General features: G+C 39.1%; 21 protein-coding genes and 1 pseudogene. 16 read left to right on the forward strand and 6 right to left on the reverse strand.

Annotated elements, in window-relative coordinates; all coding sequences use genetic code 11:
• The first annotated feature begins 29 nt into the window (after positions 1-29).
• Complete coding sequence (locus ACAN52_RS17405) at positions 30-1,163, forward strand: amidohydrolase (RefSeq protein ID WP_378956219.1); 1,134 nt, start codon at positions 30-32, stop codon at positions 1,161-1,163.
• 112 nt (positions 1,164-1,275) lie between these two features.
• Here ACAN52_RS17405 and ACAN52_RS17410 read toward each other — a convergent pair whose 3' ends face one another.
• Positions 1,276-3,018 carry a diguanylate cyclase domain-containing protein gene (locus ACAN52_RS17410; protein ID WP_378956220.1) on the reverse strand — a complete coding sequence of 581 codons (1,743 nt, stop codon included), beginning with the start codon at positions 3,016-3,018 and terminating at the stop codon, positions 1,276-1,278.
• A 149-nt stretch (positions 3,019-3,167) separates the two neighbouring features.
• On the opposite strand from ACAN52_RS17410, the gene ACAN52_RS17415 reads away from it, so the two are divergent.
• Together ACAN52_RS17415 and ACAN52_RS17420 are read left to right on the forward strand one after the other, a co-directional pair.
• Positions 3,168-4,277, forward strand: a complete 1,110-nt coding sequence (locus ACAN52_RS17415) for a phosphotriesterase (protein ID WP_378956221.1) — start codon at positions 3,168-3,170, stop codon at positions 4,275-4,277.
• 123 nt (positions 4,278-4,400) lie between these two features.
• Entirely contained in the window at positions 4,401-5,075 is a 675-nt protein-coding gene (locus ACAN52_RS17420; RefSeq protein ID WP_378956222.1) for a flagellar brake protein, read from the forward strand.
• 117 nt (positions 5,076-5,192) lie between these two features.
• Here ACAN52_RS17420 and ACAN52_RS17425 read toward each other — a convergent pair whose 3' ends face one another.
• Together ACAN52_RS17425 and ACAN52_RS17430 are read right to left on the reverse strand one after the other, a co-directional pair.
• A complete protein-coding gene (locus tag ACAN52_RS17425; protein ID WP_378956223.1) occupies positions 5,193-5,900 on the reverse strand; it encodes an N-acetylmuramoyl-L-alanine amidase in 708 nt (235 codons plus the stop codon).
• Positions 5,901-6,095: 195 nt separating this feature from the next.
• Entirely contained in the window at positions 6,096-6,509 is a 414-nt protein-coding gene (locus ACAN52_RS17430; RefSeq protein WP_378956224.1) for an Lrp/AsnC family transcriptional regulator, read from the reverse strand.
• Positions 6,510-6,628: 119 nt separating this feature from the next.
• Between ACAN52_RS17430 and ACAN52_RS17435 the strand changes: the two genes are divergently transcribed.
• Together ACAN52_RS17435 and ACAN52_RS17440 are read left to right on the forward strand one after the other, a co-directional pair.
• Positions 6,629-7,381, forward strand: a complete 753-nt coding sequence (locus tag ACAN52_RS17435; RefSeq protein ID WP_378956226.1) for an MBL fold metallo-hydrolase — start codon at positions 6,629-6,631, stop codon at positions 7,379-7,381.
• A gap of 18 nt (positions 7,382-7,399) precedes the next feature.
• Positions 7,400-8,848 (forward strand): MFS transporter, encoded by a 1,449-nt coding sequence (locus tag ACAN52_RS17440; RefSeq protein WP_378956227.1) that lies wholly within the window; start codon positions 7,400-7,402, stop codon positions 8,846-8,848.
• Between the two features lie 162 nt (positions 8,849-9,010).
• Here the strand turns inward: ACAN52_RS17440 and ACAN52_RS17445 are convergent, their stop codons facing one another.
• A complete protein-coding gene (locus tag ACAN52_RS17445; protein WP_378956229.1) occupies positions 9,011-9,898 on the reverse strand; it encodes a LysR family transcriptional regulator in 888 nt (295 codons plus the stop codon).
• Positions 9,899-10,032: 134 nt separating this feature from the next.
• On the opposite strand from ACAN52_RS17445, the gene ACAN52_RS17450 reads away from it, so the two are divergent.
• The 8 genes from ACAN52_RS17450 (at position 10,033) to ACAN52_RS17485 (ending at position 22,690) form a co-directional block, all read left to right on the forward strand.
• The gene (locus tag ACAN52_RS17450; RefSeq protein ID WP_378956230.1) at positions 10,033-11,289 is read left to right on the forward strand and encodes an amino acid permease; all 1,257 of its coding nucleotides are present in this window, start codon (positions 10,033-10,035) and stop codon (positions 11,287-11,289) included.
• A gap of 224 nt (positions 11,290-11,513) precedes the next feature.
• Positions 11,514-12,902 (forward strand): TldD/PmbA family protein, encoded by a 1,389-nt coding sequence (locus tag ACAN52_RS17455; protein WP_378956231.1) that lies wholly within the window; start codon positions 11,514-11,516, stop codon positions 12,900-12,902.
• A 2-nt stretch (positions 12,903-12,904) separates the two neighbouring features.
• Positions 12,905-14,248 (forward strand): TldD/PmbA family protein, encoded by a 1,344-nt coding sequence (locus ACAN52_RS17460; RefSeq protein ID WP_378956232.1) that lies wholly within the window; start codon positions 12,905-12,907, stop codon positions 14,246-14,248.
• A gap of 7 nt (positions 14,249-14,255) precedes the next feature.
• Positions 14,256-15,464: a multidrug efflux MFS transporter gene (locus ACAN52_RS17465; protein ID WP_378956233.1), complete on the forward strand. Its 1,209-nt coding sequence runs from the start codon at positions 14,256-14,258 to the stop codon at positions 15,462-15,464.
• 40 nt (positions 15,465-15,504) lie between these two features.
• Positions 15,505-15,939: a secondary thiamine-phosphate synthase enzyme YjbQ gene (locus tag ACAN52_RS17470; protein ID WP_378956234.1), complete on the forward strand. Its 435-nt coding sequence runs from the start codon at positions 15,505-15,507 to the stop codon at positions 15,937-15,939.
• 87 nt (positions 15,940-16,026) lie between these two features.
• The gene (locus tag ACAN52_RS17475; RefSeq protein ID WP_378956236.1) at positions 16,027-19,164 is read left to right on the forward strand and encodes an EAL domain-containing protein; all 3,138 of its coding nucleotides are present in this window, start codon (positions 16,027-16,029) and stop codon (positions 19,162-19,164) included.
• Between the two features lie 282 nt (positions 19,165-19,446).
• Entirely contained in the window at positions 19,447-21,708 is a 2,262-nt protein-coding gene (locus tag ACAN52_RS17480; RefSeq protein WP_378956237.1) for a HelD family protein, read from the forward strand.
• 142 nt (positions 21,709-21,850) lie between these two features.
• Positions 21,851-22,690, forward strand: coding sequence for a site-2 protease family protein (locus ACAN52_RS17485; protein ID WP_378956238.1), 840 nt, complete (start codon positions 21,851-21,853; stop codon positions 22,688-22,690).
• Positions 22,691-22,808: 118 nt separating this feature from the next.
• On the opposite strand, the gene ACAN52_RS17490 is transcribed toward ACAN52_RS17485, so the two are convergent.
• Together ACAN52_RS17490 and ACAN52_RS17495 are read right to left on the reverse strand one after the other, a co-directional pair.
• Positions 22,809-22,991, reverse strand: coding sequence for a hypothetical protein (locus tag ACAN52_RS17490; RefSeq protein WP_378956239.1), 183 nt, complete (start codon positions 22,989-22,991; stop codon positions 22,809-22,811).
• A gap of 210 nt (positions 22,992-23,201) precedes the next feature.
• Positions 23,202-23,579, reverse strand: a complete 378-nt coding sequence (locus ACAN52_RS17495) for a winged helix-turn-helix transcriptional regulator (protein ID WP_378956240.1) — start codon at positions 23,577-23,579, stop codon at positions 23,202-23,204.
• 146 nt (positions 23,580-23,725) lie between these two features.
• Between ACAN52_RS17495 and ACAN52_RS17500 the strand changes: the two genes are divergently transcribed.
• The 3 genes and pseudogenes from ACAN52_RS17500 (at position 23,726) to ACAN52_RS17510 (ending at position 26,260) form a co-directional block, all read left to right on the forward strand.
• Positions 23,726-24,475 (forward strand): SDR family NAD(P)-dependent oxidoreductase, encoded by a 750-nt coding sequence (locus ACAN52_RS17500; protein WP_378956241.1) that lies wholly within the window; start codon positions 23,726-23,728, stop codon positions 24,473-24,475.
• 214 nt (positions 24,476-24,689) lie between these two features.
• Positions 24,690-25,094: pseudogene (locus ACAN52_RS17505) on the forward strand (transposase); the annotation flags it as partial.
• A gap of 212 nt (positions 25,095-25,306) precedes the next feature.
• Positions 25,307-26,260 carry an alpha-hydroxy acid oxidase gene (locus tag ACAN52_RS17510; protein ID WP_378956242.1) on the forward strand — a complete coding sequence of 318 codons (954 nt, stop codon included), beginning with the start codon at positions 25,307-25,309 and terminating at the stop codon, positions 26,258-26,260.
• The last annotated feature ends 178 nt before the right edge of the window (positions 26,261-26,438 follow it).

Genomic DNA, 26,438 nt, shown 5'->3' on the forward strand with positions numbered 1-26,438 from the left:
ATTTGGATAAATGAGGTGGGAAGGTAGTTATGAATCATATGGATAAGCAAGCATTAAAAGAAAAAATTATTGGTATAGTGGATCAGATGGCTCCTGAATTAAAACAAATTAGCTTAACCTTACATCAAAATCCAGAACTCGGAAGAGAAGAATACCAAGCTTCTGAGCTTTTGCACGCCAGGATTAAAGAGCATGGTTTTACAGTAAAACAGAACATTAGTGGCTATGAAACAGCCTTTATCGCAAGTAAAGGAAATGCTGGACCTAATATTGCTTTTTTAGCTGAATATGATGCCTTACCAGAACTCGGTCACGCTTGTGGTCATAATTTGATTGCCGCTATGAGCTTTGGTGCTGCAGTAGCATTTGCTGCGGTTGTTGGTGAACGAGCTACTTCCTATTTGATTGGTTGCCCTGCAGAAGAGACGAGCGGGGCCAAAGTCACCATGGCAGCAGATGGAGTTTTTGATGGGTTAAGAGCGGCATTGATCGTCCATCCTTCTGATGATAACTCAATAGGGGGAAGTTCTTATGCAACTCATCCTTTGAAGGTAACTTTCCGTGGTCAGGCTGCTCATGTAGCCAGTAAAACAGATAAAGGTATTAATGCTCTTGATGCTCTTGTTATGTTTTATCAAGGAATCAGGACTTTGCGCCAGACCTTTACCCAAGAGACTATCTTAGCAGGAATTATTACTAAAGGCGGAATTGCACCAAATGTTGTAACGGATCACGCTGAAGGGAAATTTACCATACGAGCCTTATCATCTTCTTATTTAGAAAATACAGTCATTCCAGCCGTAAAGCGACTAGCAGAAGGAGTAGCCTTAAGTACTGGAACGACTGTAGAAACTGTACATTATGAACCGTTGTTCCAAGAATTAATCAATGATCCAGAGCTGATGGAATTATACAAAGAAAATATGGCTCTATTAGGTGAACCAGTGACTGTTCTTGAATCAAATGATGCAGGCGGATCTACGGATGTCGGCAATGTCAGCCACATAGCGCCAACGCTCCATCCTGATCTTCGTATTGGTAAGGACATCGTAGCACATACAACAGAGTTTGCTCTTGCTGCAGGATCTGACTATGCCCAAGAACGACTGCTCGTAGGTGCTAAAGCGATGGCAATGACGGCAATTGATCTACTTGGTGTGTAGTACTCCGCATTATTAACGAATAATAGAATGATGCAACAGGCTTTTTGGCGTTCATAGAAAAACAATAGGGAAAGGGACTATGTTTCATATATGAAATATAGTCCCTTTCCCCTCAGCTTATATATTGTGTTGATCGATAGTTATTTTTTCCGCTTTCTTTAGCCAGATACATAGCTGTATCGGCTTTTTTCATGAGTATTTCACCGTCCATACCATCATCAGGAGCAAAGGAAAGTCCAACGCTTGTTGTCACTTCGATTGTATATCCTTGAAGAATAACAGGTTCACGTAAGGTGGTTACGATTCGCTCAGCGATCGTGATTGCTTCTTGTTTATTGTCAATAGAAGGTAAGAGAATTGTAAATTCATCACCGCCCATTCTAGCGACCACATCACCTTTACGAACGCAAGAATTAAGGCGCATCGCAACAGCCTGTAACAATAAATCTCCTACATCGTGACCAAAATTATCGTTTATAGATTTAAAACCATCTAAGTCTATAAAATATACAGCAAACATTCCATCATTTTGAGAAAGCCATCGTAACGCTTCTTTCAGCTTTTCCCTAAACATTCGCATATTGGGTAAATTAGTCAATGGATCATGAAATGCCAGATAATTAATCATTCTTTCAGCTTCTTTACGTTGTGTGATGTCTTCGACCATGCGAATTACATAGGATGATTCACCATCTAGATCCGTTACCAAGGAAGCTGTAAGGCGCCCCCATACTTCTTGACCATCTTTACAAATGTAGCGTTTTTCAAGCTGATAAGTATCTTGCTCGCCATTGATGAGTTGGTTAAGTAAAGGGGCTTCAGCTATGCATTCTTCAGATTGTGTAATGTCATTGAGGGTTAGAGATTCAAATTCTTTTTCAGTGTATCCAAGGAATTTTTGCAGTATTCGATTGCTGCGCAGATGATTACCTTTTAGATCCGTGATGGACATACCAATACCTGCCCGTTCGAAAATCGCACGAAAGAAATCTTCACGCTGAGAAATTGTAATATACAGTGAATTCACTTCATACATGAGGGCACCTAATACGACTGTGGACGAAAAGAGACTATTAATCCGTGCAACATACCAGCCAAATGTGTAACGGCTTATGGATAAAAGCGTATTGGTAGAATCAAGTAAAGAAGCAAGTATAGCTACTCCAAGCCATAAATGGAGAATGGATCGGCAACGAGTATAATAAAGTAAATAAAGACCAGTTCCTAAGTTCAAAAGACAAATCAAAGGACCTATACCTGATGTAGTCAATGCAAAATAATTTCCCTGTTCAATAATTGTTGGCAATAAGTGAGTATATTTTGTTGTAAAGATGATAATCAAGATCGTAGCTGTTACGATCAATAGGATGATTAATAGAGATAAAAAAGAAACATGTTTTCGAGTGAGCAAAAATTTTACTTTGGCATTACTCATTAGCAAATGACATAATATCCCAATGGGGAATCCTCCATGCCAAAAAACCCACAACCAGGTAGCCGTTTGCGTATTTGCTCCAAACAAACCTGTATCGGAAAAAGTTCCAGGGAATGTGACGAGAAAAAGAAAGGCTGTTAAACTAGAGTAAAGATAGGTTCCAGATAAGATAACAATTGGCAACGAGCATGTCACGCGAAACTGGGCAAATAGTAAATAAGAAGTAATCAAGTCAAAAGAAAAAACAATTCCAGTAAAGATTGGTAAAAAAGAAGGAATCACAATCGAAGCTTTATTAGCAAAAGGTAACGTAATGAGTGAAACAGCAGTGATTAAAATTGCTGTAATCAAAGCCATTCTGCGCTGAAGTGGAGTCGCAGTTACATTAATTAGGCTAAAGTTTCTTTCTGAATTAGTCATGGAAGTACCTTTCGTTTGGAATTTTTTCTATATCATATATTATATAGAAAAAAAACTAAAAAAGAAGATAATTTTATAATGTTCCCATCATCATTCTATAGGCATATGATAGGATGAGAAAATAGTGATAAGTAAGAGAATGGAGAGATATGATGTCACAAAAAATCATGACTGTTTGTGGACCTATTTCACCACTTCAATTGGGTTTTACTTCAATGCATGAACATGTGTTCTCAGACTGTTCTATGTTTCGGAGTCGCGTTAGGAAAAAGAGCTTCCTTCCATGCCGTCATACTATAAAAGCAGAAGATCAGTTAACCTTAGAAAATCGTTCAAACTTGCGTCATAATATTCTTTTATCTCTCGATAATATGAAACTCGATGATGAACTTGTCATGACCGCTGAACTTGCCGATTTTAAAGCCCGAGGAGGCAACTCCCTTCTTGAGGTGAGTGCACCTGGTATCCGAAGTTCATCTGATGATTTGATCGTTCTACGACGAATTTCCGAGGCCACTGGAGTCAATATTATCGCTTCTACAGGTCTCTACGCTGAAGATACCTGGCCTCTTCAGTATCATACCATGACCTTTGAAGAGTTTAGGAATTTTTTGAAGCGAGAAATTGCACAAGGCATAGGTGATACAGGGATTTTACCTGGTCATATCAAGGCAGCCTATGAGGTGCCTACAGAGCAACTTGATAGTTATTTGCAAGCCGCTGCTTTGGTCTCTAGTGAAACTGGTATTTCCCTGCAAGTTCATCTGGGTACAGATGTTACAGCAGATGAGGTAAGGCAGCATGTACTACCACCTCTTTTAAGAGGTGGATGCATTCCAGAAAAGACAATTTTATGTCATATTCAATTTCTAATGGGATTTTTATCAATTAAAGAACTTGTGAACAATCCTGGACATGTACCTTTTGATATTAGTTTCCATAGAGAATTACTTGCCAAAGGATTTATTCTTTCTTTTACGCCTATGGGGTTTGAAGCAGACAATGAACCACTAGGAATTGCTCATTATCCTGATTGGTATTCTTTATCAGGAATTATGACATTGATCAAAGATGGATATGCAGACCAATTGGTCATTGGCAATGATATATTTACCAAGTTGGCAACTCGACATGGTGGAGGGGATGGCTATAGTCGTTTAATTGACTTTATTGTCCCAGCATTAGAGCAATGCGGAGTATCGGATAGAGACATTCACAAGATTGTTGTGGAAAATCCAGCACGTATTTTAGCATTTTAAAATTTTATTGCACAAATTATGCCAATATAGTAAAAAATGTTTCAAAATTAAGGAGATATTTGCTATAGTGATAATAGAAATGTTAGCTGCTTTTTACAGTGGTCATAAAGGAGAATTAAGTCCATGGATTTTCTAAGGCTAGCACGTGATATTGATATTCTCGAAAAAAATCCAGAAACTGAAGAAAATAGTATCTATCTGAGCCGTATTGAAGGAATTAGTGAAGGGTCGATCCTCATAACGCCTCCCTTTATGAAGGGGAGTTATTGTCACTCTCTGCAAACTGAGATCGGCACTATATTAAATGCACGCATTGCTGCTGAAGGATGCTCGTATTTTTTTGAGTGTGAGCTGATCAGTTTCAAAGATAGCTGCGGTGAGGATCTTTGGGAAATTTCTTTGCCGATGAATATGAGAAGAGTACAACGGCGTGAACATGTAAGGTTGTCAATCGCTTTAGATGTAAAGATTGAATTTATGGATGAAAAAAAGAAAATAATTACGACCTTTACGAAAGATCTTAGCGCTGGTGGGGTTCAGGTTGTTCTAGAGGAGCCACTGCCTGAGGATTCAGATATTCATATTTTGTTGCCCCTTACTGATGAAATTGCAATTGAGGCCAAAGGTGAAATTGTCCGTGTCATATTTCCTAAAACACCTCGAGGTATGATCACTACAGCGATAAAATTCATTGAATTTCCAGAAGAAAAGCAAGAAGAAATCACCAAATACATTTTTCAAAAGGAAGTTCATAGACGCCAGAAAGACAAACAATTATTTGGTAAAAGTTTACGTTAATTAATAAAGGGATCATTTACAGAAAAACGAAGAGGTTATGGATAACTCACTCATGAGTTTTACCACAGCCTCTTCGTTTTTCTAATCACAATTCCTATTTTTGCTACGTAAAACCTATTATTGGGCAAGGAAATATTTCTTAATTCCATTAAAAATACCAAGGGCAACTTTTCTGTCAAAACTAGAGCTCGCAAGTAACTTTTCTTCCTTAGGATTGGAAATAAACGCAACTTCTGTCAAGATGGATGGCATGTTTGTATATTTAAGAACGTAATAGTCATTAGGTAAAACGCCTCGATCATACAACTTCATTTGGCCAATCATACTTCCTTGTACAAAACGAGCAAGAGAATCGCTACTACCTGGATAAAAATATGTGGCTGTACCATTTACATCATTAGCAAAGGCGTCAGCATGAATACTGATAAATAAATCTGCATTAGCCTGATTCGCGATATCAACGCGAGCTTGCAGTTCATCAATATCTGTGGCTCCATCATAAGCAACATCTTGATCAGACGTCCGAGTTAAGATCACCTTGGCACCGCCATCAGACAATAAGTTTCGAAGATCACGGGCTATGGTGAGAGTTACGTTTTTTTCAGCAATATGACTAGGACCGATGGCTCCAGTATCACTACCGCCATGACCAGGATCAATAACAATGACTTTGCCTTTTAGTGAACTTTTTTGAGATCCTAGAAGTTTACTACTATCTTGATTTTGGGTAGGGATAGCATAAGAGGCAGCATTGACTGTTGCCGATATTGGACTCATTAATAACAATAATAGAGTGATAAAAGTAAGAGAAAATTGTTTCTTCATGCAGTCATCCTTGTTCATTTTATAGTTTCCTAGGTGCTACTCAAATTATACTTCATATAAGGGAACGATAACAAACGTAATATTTACCATAGGATTCACCTACTATAAAATTTTGAAAATCACTAATAAGAACTTAAAATCTGATCCTATATAAAATGAAAGAAGGAAACTACATGGATATTCTTAGTCAATCCTTTACTTTATTTTATCAATTGATAGATTAACTCGATAATTACCGTAAAGCAATATGCCATCTAGAAATTCACTCAATTCCTTCTGGTCAGCAATAGTGATTTTTAACCAGTAACAACCCTCACCACTGATTCGATGGGCTTCTACTACTGCACTGTGGTTTTCTATAAATATGCGAAAAGGTGTATGATTAGATGAGTTCATAAAGACTGTAATAAAAGCCGAGATAGGCTTACATAATTTTTCATAATTAAGAGTAATGGTAAAAGCTTCAATGATTCCATCGTCTTGCATGCGACGAATGCGCGTGGCGACAGCTTGGCCAGTTAAATGAACGATTTTACCAATTTCTTGCCACTGCATACGGGAATCTTGTTGCAGGCATTTTAAAATTTGTTGATCCGTATGGTCAATCATGTTATTCATTCCTTTCATGATGTAAGAAATAATCTCTATCTTCTTACATGGCACAATGGGTTTTTGCCAGATCAAATGGTAAAATAAACTCAGAACATAACAAAAGGACGTGATTGTAAATGGAAGTGCAACTTCTACGTCATGCTACATTACTTGTTTCAATAAATGGGAAAAAGTTATTAGTTGACCCAATGTTAGGAGAAGCTGGAGTCATGCCACCCATTGTTAATTCTCCAAATAGCCAGCGTAACCCTCTTGTTGAGCTGACTCTTCAATTGGATTGGCAAGATATTGATGGGGTATTACTGACTCATACTCATCGTGATCACTTTGATGATGCGGCAGCCGAGCAGCTTCCTCGGAACATAGAGATCTTGTGCCAGCCAGAAGATGAGGAAAAGTTAAAAAAATTAGGTTTCTTAAGGATACATCCGATTATGGATGAATTTTTTTGGGAAGGAATCACCATACATCGTACTGCTGGACAACATGGGACAGGAGAGATTGCCACACAAATGGCTCCTGTTTCAGGCTATGTCTTAGAAAGCAAAGGAGAACCCTCTTTATATATTGCTGGAGACACTATTTATTTCCAGGAAATAACAAAAATAATAAACACATATCAACCAAATATCATTGTCGTCAATGCAGGAGGAGCCCGCTTTAATATTGGTGATCCCATTACAATGACAGCAGAAGATGTTGCAGCAGTTTGCCAAGCAGCTTCAACATCTAAAATTATTGCTGTACACATGGAAGCCATTAATCATTGCCTTGTATCTAGAGCGGATTTACGTAATCATCTAAAAGAAGAAGGACTCATGGATCATGTACTCATCCCAATGGATGGAGAAACTTCAATATTTTTGTGAAACTCAGCAGAATATAAAATGATGAGTAATCTATCTATAACCAGTCGCATGATTGAAGAGGCGACTGGTTTATTTTGTGTCAAATATCTAGACTTAGTTGCAGGAAATCGAAAAGACGGTTATGATAGTATTTTTAGAGTTAAAAAATACTATCATGAAAGTTTTAAAAGAACTAAAAAACAATTATTGAATGTAAGGGAGAGAAAAATGATAGCAGCAGTTGCAAATTACCGTAAGATGCTGGATTACCGATGGACAATCGTTATTGTTATGTTACTAGGATCAGTCATTAATTATTTAGATCGTGTTAATCTGAGCATTGCAAATACCACAATTGGTCAAGAATTTGGTCTTGATCCAGTTCAAATGGGGTTACTATTATCTGCCTTTATGTGGCCTTATGCATTAGCGAATTTACCAGCAGGTTGGCTTGTTGATAAATTTGGTACCAAGAAGATTTTTATGTGGGGAATTGTTATCTGGTCCCTAGCTACAATCGCTGGAGGATTTGTCCAAGGATTCATGTCAATGTATATAACCAGAATGATACTAGGAATTGCCGAGGCACCATTTTTTATCATTGGCGGGCAGATTACCCAGCAGTATTTTCGACCAGAAGAGAGAGGAATGGCGTCTTCGATTATTAATTTAGGACCAAAAATTGCAAATGGTTTTGCACCGCCCTTACTGACCTTCCTACTTATTTGGATGGGCTGGAGAGGTATGTTCATTACTCTAGGTGTGACTGGTTTTGTGATTGCATTTTTATGGATAAAGTATTACAAAGAAGATATGAATGATAAAGCAACACAATTGGTTCAAACAGAAGATAAAGCAAAAGTGAATTTCTGGGCTTTATTCAATCATCCCACATCATGGTGGTTTAATATTGGCAACATCGGTAGTTCTTATGTTTTTTGGTTATATTTCACATGGTTACCGACTTATTTAACAACCCATAGAGGTATGAGTTTGACCCAGGCTGGTTGGGTAGCGGCTATTCCATTTATTGCAGGCGTTATCGCAGTACCAATTGGTGGATGGATATCTGATTATCTAATAAAAAGAGGCATGAATGTGATTCGTGCACGTTTAGTCCCTACTGTGGGAGGGTGCATCTTAGCAGCAGTTGCAGTCATTCCAGTCAACTATATTCAGGATACGACTTGGGCCATGGTATTAATAACCATCAGTCTATTTGCTGGTGCACTGCGAGTGGGCGTTTTATGGGCCTTAGTCGGTGACTTAACTCCATCTGAAGCAGTGGGGACTTTTGGCGGTATCCAAAATTTTGCTAGCTTTATCGGCGCAACATTAGCGCCCATTGGAACAGGATATATATTAAAACTAACGAATTCCTTTGATTATGTATTTGTCGTTAGTGGGGTACTCTGTTTGATTGGCGCAATCAGTTATGCACTGATTAGTAAAAAGATTACCAGTGAGGATCTGTTGCCTACAAAATAATAGTGATACAACTCTTCGATAAAACCTCCTGCAAGAATTCACCATGTGGAATTATGCAGGAGGTTATTTTACGTAATCAGAAAGTATAACACTTTCTCGATTACAAGTAAGGGCAACTAAAGCTTTGGTCTGCGCTGAGGCTTGACCGAAGTCAAGTTTTCTTTATGATTTTAATATTTCTGTGGTTAATTTGAAAAAAGCCGCCAGAGCAGGGGATAACCATTTATCTTTATGATAAGCAACTTGAGCCGAGATATTAAAATCAGGTCCTACCCAATTGAGATTGACTAATTGACCTGTTGCAATTTCTGCAGTTACAGCAAGCTGTGGCAATAGCGTGATGCCAAGGCCACTGATGGCACATTGTTTCATAGCACTGACGCTGCTGAATTCTAAAATGGAAGCCGGATATACACCAGCGGTAGCTAACATATTTTCTAAAATGACTCGATAACTGCAGCCGCTTTCACTTAAAATTAAAGTTTCTCCATGCAAATCTGTCGGTTGAATGCTGCCTTTGGTGATGAGAGGGTGATCAGCACTAGCTGCAATCACCATTGGGTCGCGAAATAGAGTATGAGTAATTAGTTCAGGGTGAGAAGCCTCTGGTTGTAAGAAGAAAGCAATATCAATGAGATGGGTTCGCAGCCAGTAATCAAATTCACTGCAAGTACCCGTCTTAAGTGATATTTTTACATGAGGATAACGTTTTCGGTATTCTTGTAATAACAGGGGTAAACGAAGAACGCATAAGGATTCTGGGGCTCCAATAGTAATAGAACCTTTGGGGCTGGTAGAGCCGGAGACAGCTTCTTTGCCCTCTAATGAAAGATGTAGAATTTGTTTTGCATAGGTTAAAAAACATTCCCCTTCAGTCGTTAATGCGATGGATTTTCCTAAACGTTCAAAGAGTTTTGTATCCAATTCGTTCTCTAGAAGCTGTATTTGATTGGTAATGCTAGACTGAGCGTAGCCTAACATATTAGCAGCGCGCGTAAAGCTTAAGGTATTAGCAACAGTACAAAAAGCTTGTAATTGACGAAATTCCATATCAAAAATACCTCTCCTATCAGTTTTATTGATCCAACATATCTAAACTGTCAATTTTACAGATATATATCTACCATGATACGATGCCTCTTAAGAAATGTCGAGATCTGTTATCGATTGGAGGAATGATTACTATGAGTGGAACAAAAACTAATTTGAAAGCATCAATTTCTTGGGTGCAAGGAGCGGCTCTTACGATTGGGGCAGTACTTGGATCAGGGGTGCTTATTTTACCTGTTGCAACGGCCCAGTTGGCTGGTCCTGCAGCCTTAGTGAGTTGGCTGCTTATGGGATTGCTATCTATACCACTTGCGATGACATTGGGGCAGCTAGCGTCTCGATATCCTGATGCAGGTGGTATTGCCGCCTATGCACGAAGAGCTTTTGGTGATAGGGCGGGAGCGATCACTGGCACATTATTTTTAGGCACAGTGCCTGTAGGTGCCCCCGTTTGTGCATTAATTGGAGCCAATTATTTGAGCGCCTTATTTGACTTAAGTTCACGCCAAGTTTTATTGGTGGCTTTAGGGATGTTATTGATTGCAATCTTCTTTAATTACCGCGGAATTCAATTATCAGGAAAAGTGCAGGTTGCAGTCATTGGTGTAGTGGCAGCCGTATTATTGGCAGCCGTATTTTCCGCATTACCTTATATTGAAGAAAAAGCTTTTTTTCCTTTTGCCCCTCATGGGATCGTACCAATTGGGGTGTCCATGGCCATGTTATTTTGGGCTTTTGTCGGCTGGGAAATGGTTGTACATTTGGCTGAAGAATTTGAAAATCCGGTTCGTGACATTCCTTTAAGCTTAGGTGTATCGATTGTGATTATTAATATTATGTATCTTTCCGTTGTCTTTGCCACGATCGGCACTGATGCCTATCTTGGACCTGCCAATGCAACGGCTCTCGCTGGTATGATTGGCAGAGGGTGGGGTCACTGGGCTGGCGCTATCACTGGGATATTAGGGTTTCTTACTTGTTATGGTACAATTCATACTTATATGGCTGGTTTTTCTCGTCTGGTTTATGCCCAGGCTCGTCAGGGTGATTTTCCTGAGTATTTTAACTCTTTACATGAGAAGTTTCAAACTCCACATCGTGTACTACTGGTCTTATTACCGATTGTGGTCACCGTATTAATCATGAGTGAATGGCTTAATTTAGAGATCGGACTCTTAATCCAATTTCCTGGTACAATTTTTATTGCCCTATATATTATTGGCATGGCAGCAGCATTAAAATTATTAACCAGAGAAGGATTTGGGCACTATTTTGTAGTGCTGGCCCTGATCATGTGTATCGCAATTTATTCCTTCACTGGATGGATTGGGCTCTATCCTTTTATTTTAGGTGGACTCGGATGGTTTGCTCAATCTATAAAAAGAAAATGATCACCATTTGAACAATAAAATCTCCTGAAAAAACTCTAAATGAGAGCTTTTTCAGGAGATTTATTTTTTTAAAACAGACTTTATAAAAGAAAAGGGGATTTCATGATGAAATAGCGAAGTATACAGATGGGTTATTCTGAAATAGGATATAATAACCATATATTTTATAAGTAAAAAACTGAATTTAATTCAGTAGTTAGAAATAAGAGAAGAGGAATGATAATTTGTTATCACAAAGAACAATCGAAAAAGTACTTACGGCTGCCGTGGAGACAGGTGGCGATTTTGCAGAACTTTTTTTAGAAGACAAAACGAGTAATTCATTAACAATGATTGGTGGAATGATTGAAAAAGCAATCTCAGGACGAGATTTTGGCCTTGGCATTCGTATTTTCAAAGGTCATTTTTCCATCTATGCCTATACGAATGACGTGACTGAAGATAATCTGATCAAAGTTGCACGCAGTGCGGCACAAGCAATCATAGGGCAAAAAGAAGACATCATTATGGATTTACGCAAAAGTATCATAAAAAATGCCCATGAAATCAAAATCATGCCAAGCAGCATCAGCAAAAAACAAAAAATCAATTGGATGCGTAGAGCTCATGAAGCGGCCATAGGATATGATCCAGTCATTACTCAGACCAATCTTGTTTTTGCTGACTCTGTCCAAAATGTATTAATCGCCAATAGTGAGGGCGTTTACGTTGAAGATATTCGCAGTCGAAACCGCATGGCAATTAGTGCTATGGCAACAAGGGCTAACGAAAAAGAAACGGGCTTTGTCGGACCGGGTTATTTTGGCGGATTGGAATACATGAATGAACTCAATATTGAAACCTATGCTCGTGAAGCAGCTCGCAGTGCCAAAACCATACTCGATGCTAAGTTTGCTCCATCCGGCAAGTTTCCTGTTGTCATTGATAATGGATTTGGTGGAGTTCTCTTTCATGAAGCGTGCGGTCATGGTCTAGAAGCAACAAGTGTTGCCTATAAAACCTCTGTATTTTCAGATCAGTTAGAACAACAAGTAGCATCGCCCCTTGTCACAGCCTATGATGATGGGACAATGACCAATAGCTGGGGTTCTTTGAATATTGATGATGAGGGAATGCCGACTCAGCGAAACCTCTTAATTGAAAATGGAATACTCAAAGGTTATCTGATCGATAAACTGGGTGGCCGCAAAATGGGAATGGCTCCTACAGGCTCCAGCCGCCGGGAATCTTACCGTTATGCTCCTACCTCTCGAATGAATAATACCTATATTGATGCAGGAAAGTCCACTCCAGAAGAGATCATCGCCAGCACGGAATTTGGCATTTATGCTAAATATATGGGTGGTGGCTCAGTGAATACAGCGACAGGTGATTATAATTTTAATGTACGAGAAGGTTATGTCATTCGTAACGGAAAAATCGCCGAAGCAATTAAAGGGGCTACTTTGATTGGCAATGGCATGGATACCTTAAAGAAAATCGATATGGTTGGAAATAATCTAAAACATGAAATTGGTATGTGTGGATCAATGAGTGGTACCGTTCCTGTGACCGTCGGTCAACCCATGCTAAGAGTCGCCGATCTTACAGTCGGCGGAAGAAAGGAGGAATAAAATTGGATATACAAGAATTTCAAAAAAAATTATTTGCAAAAGGAAAAGAACGTGACTTTAGCGAAATGGAGATATTTTATTCTTCCACTAAGTCTACCTCAGTCAAGGTGGTTGATCAGGAAGTCAAAAATTATGTCATTACGGAACAAGGCGGTATCTCTTTTCGAGGTCTTTACCATAATAAAATGGGTTATTCCTTTACAGAAAAATTTGATGAAGAGTCTATTGATCTCTTGGTGACGGAAGCAATGGAAAATGCTAAGGTCATTGAGCTAGATGATCAGGAAGAATTATTCTCAGGTGCTGATCATTATGAAAGTCTTACTCGATACTCAGAATCCATTGCTAAATTTCCACCAAAAGACCTCATTGCAGCGGCTTTTGAAATGGAAAATACAGCCCTTGCCGCCAATGCTCTTGTAAAAAAAGTAATTCAATCCAGCGTTGCAAAATCTGAAGGTGAAACCATCATTGCCAATACCAAAGGACTACATTGTCAGTCAACATACACTAATCTATCGGCAGGAATTTATCTCATGGCAAGTGATGGAAAACAAACGACCACAGGTGGGGAATATGATTTTACCTTGAAAAATTTCGCTGATCTTAATGTCAAAAAAGTTGCTGAAACCGCTGCGCAGGAAGCTGTTGCAAAATTAGGTGCTGATTCCATCGCAACGGGAAATTATCCAATTATCTTTCGGTATGATACTGCCACGGAGCTTATCAATTCCTTTATTTCTATTTTTTCAGGCGAAGTCGTAGAAAAAGGCTTTTCACGCTTACAAGGAAAGTTAGGTGAAAAAATAGCTGGGGATCATATTACATTGATCGATGATCCTTGGCAAGAAGATACTCCTGGTGGGGCAGCCTTTGATGCAGAAGGTTATCCAACAAAGAAACTTGCATTGATTAAAGACGGAACTTTGCTTAACTTTATGCATAATCGAAAAACCGCCAAAAAAGCGGGTGCTGAGTCTACGGGACATGCTGCTAAAAGCGGATATAGTGGAGTGGTTTCTGTAGGACCGCATAACGTTTATCTAAAGCCAGGTCAAATCTCCTTGGCTGACCTGATTGAAAAAACAGATCAGGGCATTTTAATTGTAGAATTACAGGGTACCAATGCCGGTATTAATACTGTTTCAGGAGATTTTTCCTTGTCTGCCATTGGTTTTCTCATTGAAAATGGCAAACAGGGGCGTCCTATTAATCAAATAACGGTATCAGGTAATTTATATGAACTCTTATATCAGATTGAAGACATTGCAAATGATTTGCAAATTAAAAGCACTGTGTCATCGCCATCAATTAAAGTGAGATCATTGACGATCGCAGGAAATTAGAGGTACGATGGAAATTTGGAAAAAAAATCTTTACGCCTGTTGGTTTGGGGTATTCATTGTATCCGTAGGAATGAGCCAAATGGCTCCCATATTGCCCCTTTATATTGATCATCTTGGCATTCATGATACAGCGTCCATTGCCAAATGGTCAGGTATCGTGTTTGGCAGTAATTTTATCAGTCTTGCTATTTTTTCGCCAATTTGGGGTAAATTTGCCGATAAATATGGACGAAAGTCCATGATCTTACGTGCGAGTTTGTGGTTATCAATCATTATGACTTGCATGGGTTTTGTAAACAATGTGTATCAATTGACAGCTCTACGTATACTGCAGGGCGCTATGTCAGGCTTTCAATCAGCAGTAGTAACCTTAGTGGCCTCTGAATCACCAACAGGAGAAGCAGGTTGGGCACTTGGTGTACTGTTTAGCGGCCAAGTTGGAGGAACCTTACTCGGTCCTTTATTCGGAGGATATTTAGCCGAAGTCATTGGATTTCGGGAGAATTTTATGGCAATTGGAGCGATGTGTTTCATTGCATTCATCGTCTCTTTTCTGTTTGTTAAAGAAGAAAAAACTTCACGAAAACAAACTAGCCTTAGCTTTCGTGAAGTATGGAAATGCCTTCCCAATCCTAAAGTATCCGTTTGTTTATTCATTACAACTCTCGTTATGCAACTAGCCCTTATGTCAATACAGCCTATTATAACAGTTTATATTACTCACTTATCATCAGATAACACTCATATTGCCCTAATTTCAGGTGCAGTTTTTGCTGCTTCAGGCTTTGCCAGTATTATGGCTGCTCCTAAACTAGGAAAAATATCCGATCGAATTGGACCACAAAAAGTATTATTGGCAGCATTGATTGTTGCAGGGCTACTTTTCGTCCCTCAAGCTTTTGTTGAAAATCCCCTGCAACTAGGAATACTTCGTTTTATGCTAGGATTGGCAACGGCAGGCTTATTGCCTTCCATTAATAGTCTAGTCAAACGAAGTACCTGTGATTCTATTACAGGTCAAGCTTTTGGTTATAATCAATCAGCCCAATTTTTAGGTATGTTTTTCGGCTCGATATTAGGTGGACAAATGGCAGGTACTTTGGGCATCCAGTCTGTCTTTCTTTTTACAGGAGCATTACTATTGATCAATGCAATTTGGGTTTATTACACCATATTTAAAGAAAATTTAACTGGCGGTCAATTAAAGAACGGATAATTTTTATATAAAGCCATTTTTTTAACTTTGTGGATATTAAATGATAAAAGAGCAAAACAAAATAACTAATGGTGAGGTTTTAGCAACTATGATAAAAGAATTTACCATCAACACTCCTTGTGAGGGTTTCATCAATATCACAGATCAGGTAGTAGAAATATTGGGACAAAGTCAAGAAGAGAGCAGTCTATGTCATATCTTTATACCCCATACGACAGCAGGAGTCACAATCAATGAAAATGCTGATCCCGATGTGATAGAGGATATGTTAGCAGCACTGGATTGTATGGTGCCAAAACTGACTTACAAACATGGTGAAGGAAATTCTCGCGCTCATGTAAAAGCTTCTATGATCGGGTCATCTGTTAGCGTCCCTATATTGAACAAAAGTTTATATCTAGGAGTTTGGCAGGGCATTTTTTTCTGTGAATTTGATGGCCCACGCCGACGCAAAATATGTGTTAATATAATCTAATTCTCCACATAGATCCTCATGGTAAAGTTACAAATGATATCTAATAACTGTAGTTTAACCTGGTGATTTTGAGGGGATGGGTACAACATGTTTAAAAATTACTCTTATCGTAATAAATTGCTATTATGGGTCATGCCGATACTGGTGGTGGGGCTGCTAACTTTGGGATTTGGTGCTCATTGGTATATTGAGCAGGTCATTCGCCAAGAGTTGACCACTAGTATGTTGGCAACAACAGACAAAGCCGCGGAAGGTATTGATACTTGGTGCAGAACGCTCGTCATGGAACCGGAGACCATTGCGTCTACACCAGCAGCAAAGACCATTAATAGTGGTTTTGACCAAATTGATCAATTAAATCTGAGTCGCAATAAGGCATTGCATCAAAAATATCCTGATATTTTTCGTGATATTTATGCTGCCAATCGTGAGGGAATCTATCATACAGTTCAAGAAAATCTTAACGGTTATTCGCTTTTTGAAGGGAATATTAGCAATCGTGATTATTTTAAATCGATTATGTCAGATGGAAGAACACAGCTGACGCCACCTCTAATGTCTCGGACTTCGGGAGCACCCACGATTTTTGCAGTTGCGCCGATTATCGATGATAATGGCATTCCACAAGGACTGATTGGAGCAGGAATTTCCCTGGACTATGTGCAAAAAATTGCACAAAGTCTTAAGGCGGGTCAAAACGGTTATGGTATTCTTTTATCACAAGATGGGACCTTTGTTTATCATCCTGACCCAAGTTATATCATGCAAAAAAAAATCAACGATCTTCCTGACTCCTCCACAGCGGAATTAGGTTTATTGATGATGTCAGGTGGATCTGGGATTAAAAGTTATATCTATAACGGACAGAAAAAAATTGCTTTTTATTCTTCAGTTCCTTTTGCTGGCTGGTCGGTGGCAACGGTTATACCTGAAGAAGAGTTTTTTGCCCCGGCGACACGGATGGCTAAATGGTTAACTATGATTACGCTCCTTATTATCAGTGTGGTAGGACTTGTCATTTGGTTCGCCGCTCAAAGATTGACTCAGCCATTACAAGACCTTGCGGCTTATGCCTGGGAGATTAGTGAAGGTAATTTGGTTGCAAGTTCTCTTGTGCCTCAGTCTAGTGATGAGATTGGGAGTTTGACTCGAAATTTTAATCAGATGACGGCAAACTTACTCACGATGATGGGAGAAATGACAGAAAAAAATAAAGCTTTAGAAGAAGAAGCCTCTGAGCGTAAGAAAGCAGAAGTCGCTTTAAGGCAGGTTAATGAAAAACTTGAATATAAGGTAGAAGAGAGAACTCAGGAACTCTATACGTCCAATGAAGAACTTACTGCGATGAATGAAGAGATACAGGCGATCAATGAAACTTTAAGTACTATGAATCAACAGTTACAGGAGGAAATAACATATCGTCAGCAAACTCAAGAGCAGCTATTACTCAGAGAAAAGCAATACAGAGCCTCGACAAGCCTTTTAACAGGTCCTGTCGACAATATGCCTGGACTCTTGAATTCAATTTTAAATAGTGCTTTAAAATTAGTAAAAGCCCCAGATGGCTATATCAGTTTGTATGAATCTACAGACAAGGGGTTTACTATTCAACAAGGAGCAGGACTCCATGAACAACGTATACAGCACTTTACATCCAATGAAGGTGGAATGCAAAAACAAGTCTATGAAACAGGTGAGATGTTGTATGTCGAAAACTATCAGACATTTCCACAACGAATGCAGGAACCGATTATTGATCCTATGACGAGTATCATTATGATACCCTTAAAGTATGGTGGGCAGGTGCAGGGAGTTTTAGTAGCTAGCTGGCAAGAACAAATACATTATGTTAATACAGACGATGTAGAGATTATGCGCCAATTTGGTGATCTTGCCGCTGTAGCGATCGAGAGATTGCATATCCAAGAACAAATTAGAGAAAGGGCTTTTCACGATGCACTTACCGGACTACCCAATAGGGCTAATCTTAATTTGGAGTTGGAAAAAGAATTAACTAAAGCGCGGGCTGGTAAAGGCAAAGGGATTGTTTTATTTATTGATCTTGATGATCTCAAGACAATTAATGATAATTTTGGGCATTTCAGCGGTGATCGTGTTATTATTTCTGCCGGTCAGCATATCGTTGCTGCTGTTGGTGAAAATGCCTTTGTAGCAAGACAGGGAGGCGATGAATTCATTGTAATTGTCTCAGGGGATAAAAATCGAAAACATGCTGCCGAAGTCGCCGATAATATTCTTGAAGCCCTAAGTCAGGACTATGAAGTCATGGGACAATCTTTTCATATGTCTGCTAGTATTGGTGTCGCACTTTACCCTAGTGATGCCGACAATGTAGAAGATATTTTGAAAAAAGCGGATAGTGCCATGTATGCAGCTAAAGAGGCCGGGCGCAATCGCTGGAAATTTTATGAACCATCGCTAATGGAGGAAGCTTATCACAAGATGGTATGGACCAACGGGCTAAGACGGGCTTTAGAACGTAAAGAATTATACCTCCATTACCAACCTCAGCTAGATGTACACGGTCTTGAAATCGTGGGTTTTGAAGCTTTATTGCGCTGGCAGAGCGCAGAGTATGGCAATATTTCACCTTTACAGTTTATACCTTTAGCTGAGCATAGCGGCCTCATCCAACCAATTGGAAAATGGGTGCTCGAAGAAGCTTGCCGATTTGCCCGTCGCCTAGAGGATCTGGGGCGTGGGAATGTAAAGGTAGCAGTAAACATCTCCACAAAACAATTATTAGCGACTGACTTTGTCGAGCATGTTTATACTAGTATTGCCACAGCAGGAATTTCACCTGAACAACTGGAGCTGGAAGTTACGGAAAGTATTTTAATTGAAAGAGTTGATGAAAGCCTTTCCTATTTGGAACAACTACGTGACTTTGGCATAAGGTTGGCTTTAGATGATTTTGGAACGGGTTATTCCTCTTTAACCTATTTAAAAAACTTACCTGTGAAAATTTTGAAAATTGATAAGAGCTTTATTGATCACATATGCGTCGATCAGACCCAATTACAGTTGGTGGGATCGATTATTCAGATGGGGCATAATTTAGACTTACATATTGTGGCTGAAGGCGTGGAAACCGTAGAGCAATTCAATCTACTAAAAACACTGAACTGTGATCGGATTCAAGGATATATTTTCAGTCGCCCCTTACCTGCTGACGAGGCGATAGCCTTTAAAACTAAAAAATAAAAATAGGGTTAGACTATCCCCTTTATCTAAGGGACTTAGTCTCTCTATGGCTCCCAGCTTTTAAAAGGGGAGCGTAGAGAAGCTAAGTCCCTAAATCAAGTCTTTTTTATGCAAATAAATCCTTATTCAGATACTTGTGATTTTTTTCATAAAAAATTTCAGATTTTGAGCACAATAGCTATAGTAACAGTATTGTGATACAATCCTAATTATGACCTTTCTAGGTCTATCAAATCAATGTAATTTTTATTCTATTAAATTTTTCGATCAATGGAGGCCAAAATGAAGGACCAAGAAAGACAAACAGAAATCACAAGGTTAGAAGTAACCCTTGAGCAAATAAAAAAACAACTTGCCCTCAGTGAACAAGATTGTGTCGTCAAACAGTCTGAACTAAAGGATACCTTACTCAATTATTGGGATAATTGCGGCAGCGATGAAGCACAACTCGTCGAAACTGCCAACCGTCAACGGGCACTTTCAAGTATGACTCACAGCACTCCTCTCAAACTAAGAAAAATGCTACACTCACCTTATTTCGGACGAATTGACTTTATCGAAGAAGAAGGTGGTTTAACTTATCCAGAAGAACAAATATACATTGGTATTGCCACATTAATGGATGAGGAAACGGGAGAATTCATCATCTATGATTGGCGAGCCCCTATATCCAGCATGTTTTATGATTGTGGCCTAGGAGCAGCCTCTTATCAGTGTTCAGTGGGAACCATCAGCGGCAAAATCACCTTAAAACGTCAATACAAAATTGCCAATGGGTCCATGCACTATATGTTTAATGCGGATCTTAAAATTGATGATGAAGTTTTGCAAGAAATACTGGGCAAAAGTGTCGATGATAAAATGCACACCATCGTCAATAGTATTCAACGAGAGCAAAATCAAATTATTCGTGATACAAACCACCGAGCACTGTTTGTAGAAGGACCAGCGGGTAGTGGTAAAACATCCGTAGCCCTGCACCGTATTGCTTTCCTACTCTATCGGGATCGGGAGATCTTGAATGAAAAGAATGTTCTCATTCTGTCACCTAATCATTTATTTAGTGATTATATTTCCAATGTTCTACCAGAGATGGGAGAGGAAAATGTATTACAGAAGACCTTTCATGACTGTGTCTCAGAGTCCATAACTCAATTACCAATAAAACTTGAAACACGAACCTTTCACCTAGAAACCGTACTATCTAATAAGAATGGCCAAGAACAAGCCCTGCGTGCAGACAATATCCGTTTTAAATCATCAGGACAATTTGAACAGATTATGCAAGAGCATTTAGATTGGATGCAAACACGACTCATTGACGATTATCCAGAGATTACATTTAATGGCCAAACGATCTTTAGTAAAGAAGAATGGCGACAATATTACTTAGATAATTTTTCTAGTATGCCCGTAACCATTCGCCTAGAAAAAATAAAAACCTTAATCGAAATTAGAATGCGTCCTTTTTTTCATGCTGCGCGTAAAGAAAAAGAAGCCGAGATCATTGCACGTGCTGAAGAAGTCGATGAAAATACGATTAAAGCACTGGCCCGAATAGCTGCGCGAGAAATGTTTAGTGCTTTCAATGAAAAAATTGATAAACTGACAAGAATAAGTCCCTTAGCAGAGTATCGACGTTTATTTAGAGGGAACTGGCTCTTTGAACGTTCAGCCTGCAAGACGGTTTTTCCAAAAGAATGGAGAAATCTGCAGAAACAAACTCTGACTTTCTTAAATAACGGCATCCTGCCATATGAAGATATTCCTAACTTTATCTATTTTCAAGGAGTGTTACAAGGTTTCCCCGTCAATCGGGATATTAAGCATTTGATTATTGATGAAGCCCAAGATTATACAAAACTTCAGTTTAAAATACTTGTCATACTTTTCCCTAATTCCACATGGACAGTCGTGGGAGACCCTGCTCAAGCCGTACACCCATGCTTGAAGACAGCAAGTTTCCAAGATATGAGTGAAGTAATCGGTACGGAAAAATCTGTTGCTTTTCGTCTGACACGGAGTTATCGCTCGACAAAAGAAATTCAGGCTTTTTGTCAAGCAATCCTCTCTTGTCGCTCAGAAGTACAATCGATCAACCGTTCAGGAGCATTACCGTCCGTCACTCACCTTGAAAAGATGCAAGATATGATCCCAACCCTTGTTCATCGTATCCATGAAATTCTAGCTGAAGGTTGGCGCTCAATTGCAATCATTTGTAAGAATACTTATCAATCTACGAAAATATTTTCTGATCTCAAATCCCATATTGATCTAAATCTTGTCATTGATGAAGATGACGCCTTCCATCAAGGTATCGTTGTTATTCCTTCCTACCTAGCCAAAGGTCTAGAATTTGATGCTGTGCTAGTGATCAATGCAGATGCCATCAACTACCGTCATGAGGAAGAACGTCATATCCTTTATACTATTTGCACACGAACCTTACATCATCTGAGTCTTTTTTACTATGGAAATCCTTCACCTTTCTTAAAAGAGATGGGAGAGGAATTATACCAGATCGTACCGAGTTGTGATTGCTAAGTAGCTGCTATCTATAATGCATTAAAGAAAATTTATGGATAGTGCCGTTCTGTCAAGAATGGGGTATAGGATATCCCATTCTTGACGATTATCATATATAATGTTTAAATCAACTTATATAGTGGAAGGAGTTTACTGCATCATGGATGAGCATAAAGATCATGATTTTGATTTAATAAAAAAAGAATCGATATTGGAACCAGAACCTCCTGAAAAAAAGAAAAGTAAATGGGCCTGGCTCACTAGTTTTGGTGGACTCTTCCTTCTTTTAAAAGCAGGAAAAGTCTGGGCAATCTTTAAAGGGATTTTTATCTTCCTTAAATTTGGCAAATTCCTTACTACAGGTTTGTCAATGCTGCTCATGATTATCGTATATACCTATATGTATGGCTGGAAATATGCAGTAGGGATTGTACTCTTGTTATTTATTCATGAAATGGGGCATTTGACTGCTTCGCGGCGCCTAGGGATCGACACAAGTCTCCCTATGTTTATTCCTTTCATCGGCGCAATCATCCAGATGAAACAAGAACCAAAGGATGCCAAGACCGAATCTATCGTTGGTATTGCTGGCCCAGTGTTCGGTGCCTTCGGTGCCTTCCTTTGCCTTATCTTTGGAGAACTGCTTGGTTCTGGATTACTCCTTGCTTTAGCTTATTTTGGTTTTTTACTGACCGTATTTAATCTGATTCCAGCCCACCCATTGGATGGAGGACGAATCGTAACAGCTATATCGCTAAAACTTTGGATCATCGGTATCCCTGTCATGATCTTCTTTTCCCTGTACTACTTCAATCCTATTGGCATTTTAATTTGCATACTCGCAACTAAAAAAGCCTGGGAAGTATGGAAAGACCGCGATAATCCTTATTATGATACAGATCTTGGATTTAGGTTTAAAATGGGTGTTTCCTATTTTACACTATTTGCCCTGTCAGCTTATTATACTTATACCTTGCATGAGATGTTGAATAGGGGATGAGGAAATTATTGGTGCTAGGATAGTTAGGAGGATTGGGGCATAACGATGACAAGTGATATTAACTTTCTCGGACAGGAGTTCGGTGATCCTCGCCTCCACCATGTAAATCTGGATTTTTTTACAAAAACTTGAAAATAGTGAAAGCCTTGATTCTTCTGCCTTTATGGGCGAAGAGCAAGGCTTTTTTATTGTATTGAATGAATTTCTCGCCTCCACCATGTTTAGCCTGTTTTTTTGATAATAGGAATGTAGCAAACAACCATTTGTCTAATGAAGGACAAATGGTTGTTTTTTGTGCCATCAAAGTATTTCCATGTGACAATCATAGCTTTGTGCGTAAGTTGTGATTTATTTTATTCATCTTTAATTAGGTTGTTCAGCTGATGGAAACAAATTAGATGCACTGACCGCAGCTTCTGCAATTTTTTGTGCGGTGAAGTACCAGCATCAGATGCTTATCGGTTTAAATCCGTAATATCAAGGGTTAAGCTTCTGGCCAGTGAGCAGACTCCTATTTCATTGATTTGCAGGTAACACAGAATTTATCCTCTTGCATATGACTTCCTCCCCATTCGCCCAATTTCATCAAAGGTGGAATAATGCTTTTACCCTTGTCAGTTAACGTATATTCAACTCTGGGTGGAACTTCATTGTACTGCTGGCGATGAACAATACCATATGATTCCAATTCTTTTAGTGACTGCGCCAGCATCATATTTGTGATACCCGTCAGTCTGCGCTTGATAGTGCTGTACCTTGTCGGCAGTCCGCTAGTGAGCACACAGATTATTGGCAGCTTCCACTTACCGCCGATAATATCTATAGAATGGCGAATCGGGCAAAGTAGATTTCCTACGGCATATGTTTCATCCATAACCTTCTTGCTCATACATAGTCTCCTTTAACATGGTATTGTTTTTCATACCTTATCATTATAATCTGCGTACTTGTATTAAACTGATTTTACAATATAATAATACCATAAAGTCAATCAAGAAACAAAAGAGAAATTGCAATGGAGGAGAATCATCAGTTATGAGTAATTTTAAAGGAAAAATCGCACTAGTCACCGGAGGCAGCTCCGGAATCGGTTTTGCCATCGCGAAAAGATTTGTAGATGAAGGAGCGAAAGTTTTTATCACTGGACGCCGAATTGCCGAGCTAGAAAAAGCTAAGCAAATACTGGGTGAAAACATAACTTGCGTGCAAGGCGATGTGAGCAATCTTGCTGATCTCGATTCACTTTTTAAAGTGATTGCGCAAAAAGCTGGAAGACTAGATGTGCTAGTCGCTAACGCAGGGATCGTTGAGAATAGATTTTTGCAAGATGTGACGGCTGAAAGTTACAACAGGATTTTTGATATTAATACACGGGGAACCTTTTTTACGGTTCAGAAATCGTTACCACTCTTAGCGGACGGTTCATCAATTGTCTTACTTGGTACTTGCCTCAGTATAAGAGGATTACCTGGATCAAGTGTTTATATCGGCAGCAAGGCAGCCGTTAGATCGTTTGCGCGAGCATGGGCGGCAGAGCTTAAAACACGTCAGATCCGTGTCAATACTTTAAGCCCAGGTACTACTGAAACGCCTATCATCGACGGCCAATTTAAATCTAAAGAGGAAGCAGATGCAGCTCGCGTTATGATGGCCAATATCACACCGCTTGGAAGACTAGGTCGAGCTGATGAAATTGCCGCCGCCGCCTATTTTCTTGCTTCAGATGAAAGCAGCTTTTGCACCGGAATGGATCTCTTCGTAGATGGCGGTCTTTCTCAGCTTTAGTGAACGTCCAGCTTCTGCTGCAGCAAGAAGCTGGCAGCGTTAGATGCCGTTAAGGCAAGTCCGAAATACTTACTGAAGATAGAACCCGTTGAGGATGAACTGCAAAAGGGACGAGGGGACAGGTTGAGACCGCTGAAAAAGTCAAAGCATAGCAAAATACTCCATATTTGACATAATGAGGGTATTGTTTATACCAAGAAAGTGGGGATTTAGCATGCTTAAATCAAAATCGAAACAATTGAGTTTATATTCGATTCTATATGATAAAATCCCTGACGACCATATACTTAAAAGCATCAATCAAGTAGTAGATTTTAGTTTTATAAACAAGATGCTTGAGGGTTCTTACAGTAAGCATTTTGGACGCCCAGCAAAGGAACCTGAAATGATGGCAAAGCTTCTCATATTGCAATATTTATATAATTTATCCGATATAAAGGTAATAGAGCAAACCTCATTAAATTTTGCATATATGTGGTTTGTTGGTATAAATCCAGATGAAGACTTGCCTGATGCTAGTTTACTTGCTAAATTTAGAACACAACGACTTAAAGATACTAGCGTTGACGATATCATTACGGAAGTCGTACGCCAATGTGTCGAAAAAGGCATAATAAAAGTGATGCCACTCATGTAAAGGCCAACTTATCCGTGGTGAAATAGATTCTATCCCTTGTATTAGCCCACTTTATAATAAAGAATATACTGAAGACGACTATCCGTTTTCTGTCATGTCCTACGCAATTTTTAAGATAATTTCAATGAGAATGAGCCATGTAGGTTTCACTTGAAACCTACATGTGGCGGAAATACATATGAGGGGGAATTTTTATGATCGGTAAATTATTAACAGAGGGCAATGAAAAATTAAGAGAGTTAGGTTTAAGTAATTTTCTAAGCACAGGAGTCGAAACTGGTAGTGTACTCAAGATAACTCGGGATTATTTAGATTCCCTAACCATTGAAACAAGGATGATCGATGCGGTATTAGCATCTACAGAAATGACACTTTTCGGGCAAAAATTTGATACACCTGTGATGACGGCTCCTTTATCGAGTTTAGGGGCAATTTGCCCTAATCCCATGGTGGAATTAGCTAAAGGAGCTAAGAAAGCCGGAGCTGTTATGTGGGTAGGTATAGGACAAGGGGAAGAACTTAAGGCGATTATTGAAACGGGAGCTAAAACAATAAAAATAATTAAGCCCTATAAAGATAATGAATTGATATTGGACAAAATTGCAGAAGCTGAAAAGTATGGTGCATTTGCAGTGGGTATGGATATTATCTTTTTCTTTGGTGGCAAAATAGGGGATAGTGTATTACGTTCCGATTTGATGGGACCTAAAACTCTTGCTGAAATTAAGAGCTTTGTACAAACCACAAAGCTACCTTTTGTCTTGAAAGGTGTTCTAAGTGAACAGGATGCAAGAAAAGCTCTGGAAGTTGGGGCAGCGGCCATTGTAGTATCTCACCATGGAGGATCAACCTTAGACTATGCAGTACCGCCGCTAAAAATATTACCAAGCATTGCTAAAGTGATTGATGGGAAAATCCCTATTTTCGTTGATAGTGGGATAAGCAGAGGAACAGATGTTTTTAAGGCATTAGCTCTAGGGGCTAGTGGTGTATTGATCGGCAGAACAGCAATGGCAGGACTGGCAGTTGGAGCGGCTGAAGGTGCAGAAAAAATAATCACAGGTACGAATGAAGAGCTACGAAGAGTTATGAACTTAACAGGGAGTTTAAATTTACAACAGATTGATTCTAAGCTTATTTGGTATTAGAAAACAGTTTGGATGATATAAAAGACGGAGGGATGGATAATGCCATATATTGATATTAAAATAACACGAGAAGGAGCGACCAAGGAGCTTAGCAGTCTATAGAACTCAACAATTGTCTAAAAAACTAGAATCCTAATGTATATTTCAGGATTCTAGTTTTAATTTGGTGACGGCTTTA

The organism is Pelosinus sp. sgz500959 (genome assembly GCF_042610375.1).
Classification (GTDB): Bacteria; Bacillota; Negativicutes; order DSM-13327; family DSM-13327; genus CTSoil-075.

Coding starts and splice junctions, on each gene's coding strand:
- ACAN52_RS17405 (WP_378956219.1), top strand. CDS start 30: ATGAATCATATGGATAAGCAAGCATTAAAAGAAAAAATTATTGGTATA.
- ACAN52_RS17410 (WP_378956220.1), bottom strand. CDS start 3,018: ATGACTAATTCAGAAAGAAACTTTAGCCTAATTAATGTAACTGCGACT.
- ACAN52_RS17415 (WP_378956221.1), top strand. CDS start 3,168: ATGATGTCACAAAAAATCATGACTGTTTGTGGACCTATTTCACCACTT.
- ACAN52_RS17420 (WP_378956222.1), top strand. CDS start 4,401: ATGGATTTTCTAAGGCTAGCACGTGATATTGATATTCTCGAAAAAAAT.
- ACAN52_RS17425 (WP_378956223.1), bottom strand. CDS start 5,900: ATGAAGAAACAATTTTCTCTTACTTTTATCACTCTATTATTGTTATTA.
- ACAN52_RS17430 (WP_378956224.1), bottom strand. CDS start 6,509: ATGATTGACCATACGGATCAACAAATTTTAAAATGCCTGCAACAAGAT.
- ACAN52_RS17435 (WP_378956226.1), top strand. CDS start 6,629: ATGGAAGTGCAACTTCTACGTCATGCTACATTACTTGTTTCAATAAAT.
- ACAN52_RS17440 (WP_378956227.1), top strand. CDS start 7,400: ATGATGAGTAATCTATCTATAACCAGTCGCATGATTGAAGAGGCGACT.
- ACAN52_RS17445 (WP_378956229.1), bottom strand. CDS start 9,898: ATGGAATTTCGTCAATTACAAGCTTTTTGTACTGTTGCTAATACCTTA.
- ACAN52_RS17450 (WP_378956230.1), top strand. CDS start 10,033: ATGAGTGGAACAAAAACTAATTTGAAAGCATCAATTTCTTGGGTGCAA.
- ACAN52_RS17465 (WP_378956233.1), top strand. CDS start 14,256: ATGGAAATTTGGAAAAAAAATCTTTACGCCTGTTGGTTTGGGGTATTC.
- ACAN52_RS17470 (WP_378956234.1), top strand. CDS start 15,505: ATGATAAAAGAGCAAAACAAAATAACTAATGGTGAGGTTTTAGCAACT.
- ACAN52_RS17475 (WP_378956236.1), top strand. CDS start 16,027: ATGTTTAAAAATTACTCTTATCGTAATAAATTGCTATTATGGGTCATG.
- ACAN52_RS17480 (WP_378956237.1), top strand. CDS start 19,447: ATGAAGGACCAAGAAAGACAAACAGAAATCACAAGGTTAGAAGTAACC.
- ACAN52_RS17485 (WP_378956238.1), top strand. CDS start 21,851: ATGGATGAGCATAAAGATCATGATTTTGATTTAATAAAAAAAGAATCG.
- ACAN52_RS17490 (WP_378956239.1), bottom strand. CDS start 22,991: ATGGCACAAAAAACAACCATTTGTCCTTCATTAGACAAATGGTTGTTT.
- ACAN52_RS17495 (WP_378956240.1), bottom strand. CDS start 23,579: ATGAGCAAGAAGGTTATGGATGAAACATATGCCGTAGGAAATCTACTT.
- ACAN52_RS17500 (WP_378956241.1), top strand. CDS start 23,726: ATGAGTAATTTTAAAGGAAAAATCGCACTAGTCACCGGAGGCAGCTCC.
- ACAN52_RS17510 (WP_378956242.1), top strand. CDS start 25,307: ATGATCGGTAAATTATTAACAGAGGGCAATGAAAAATTAAGAGAGTTA.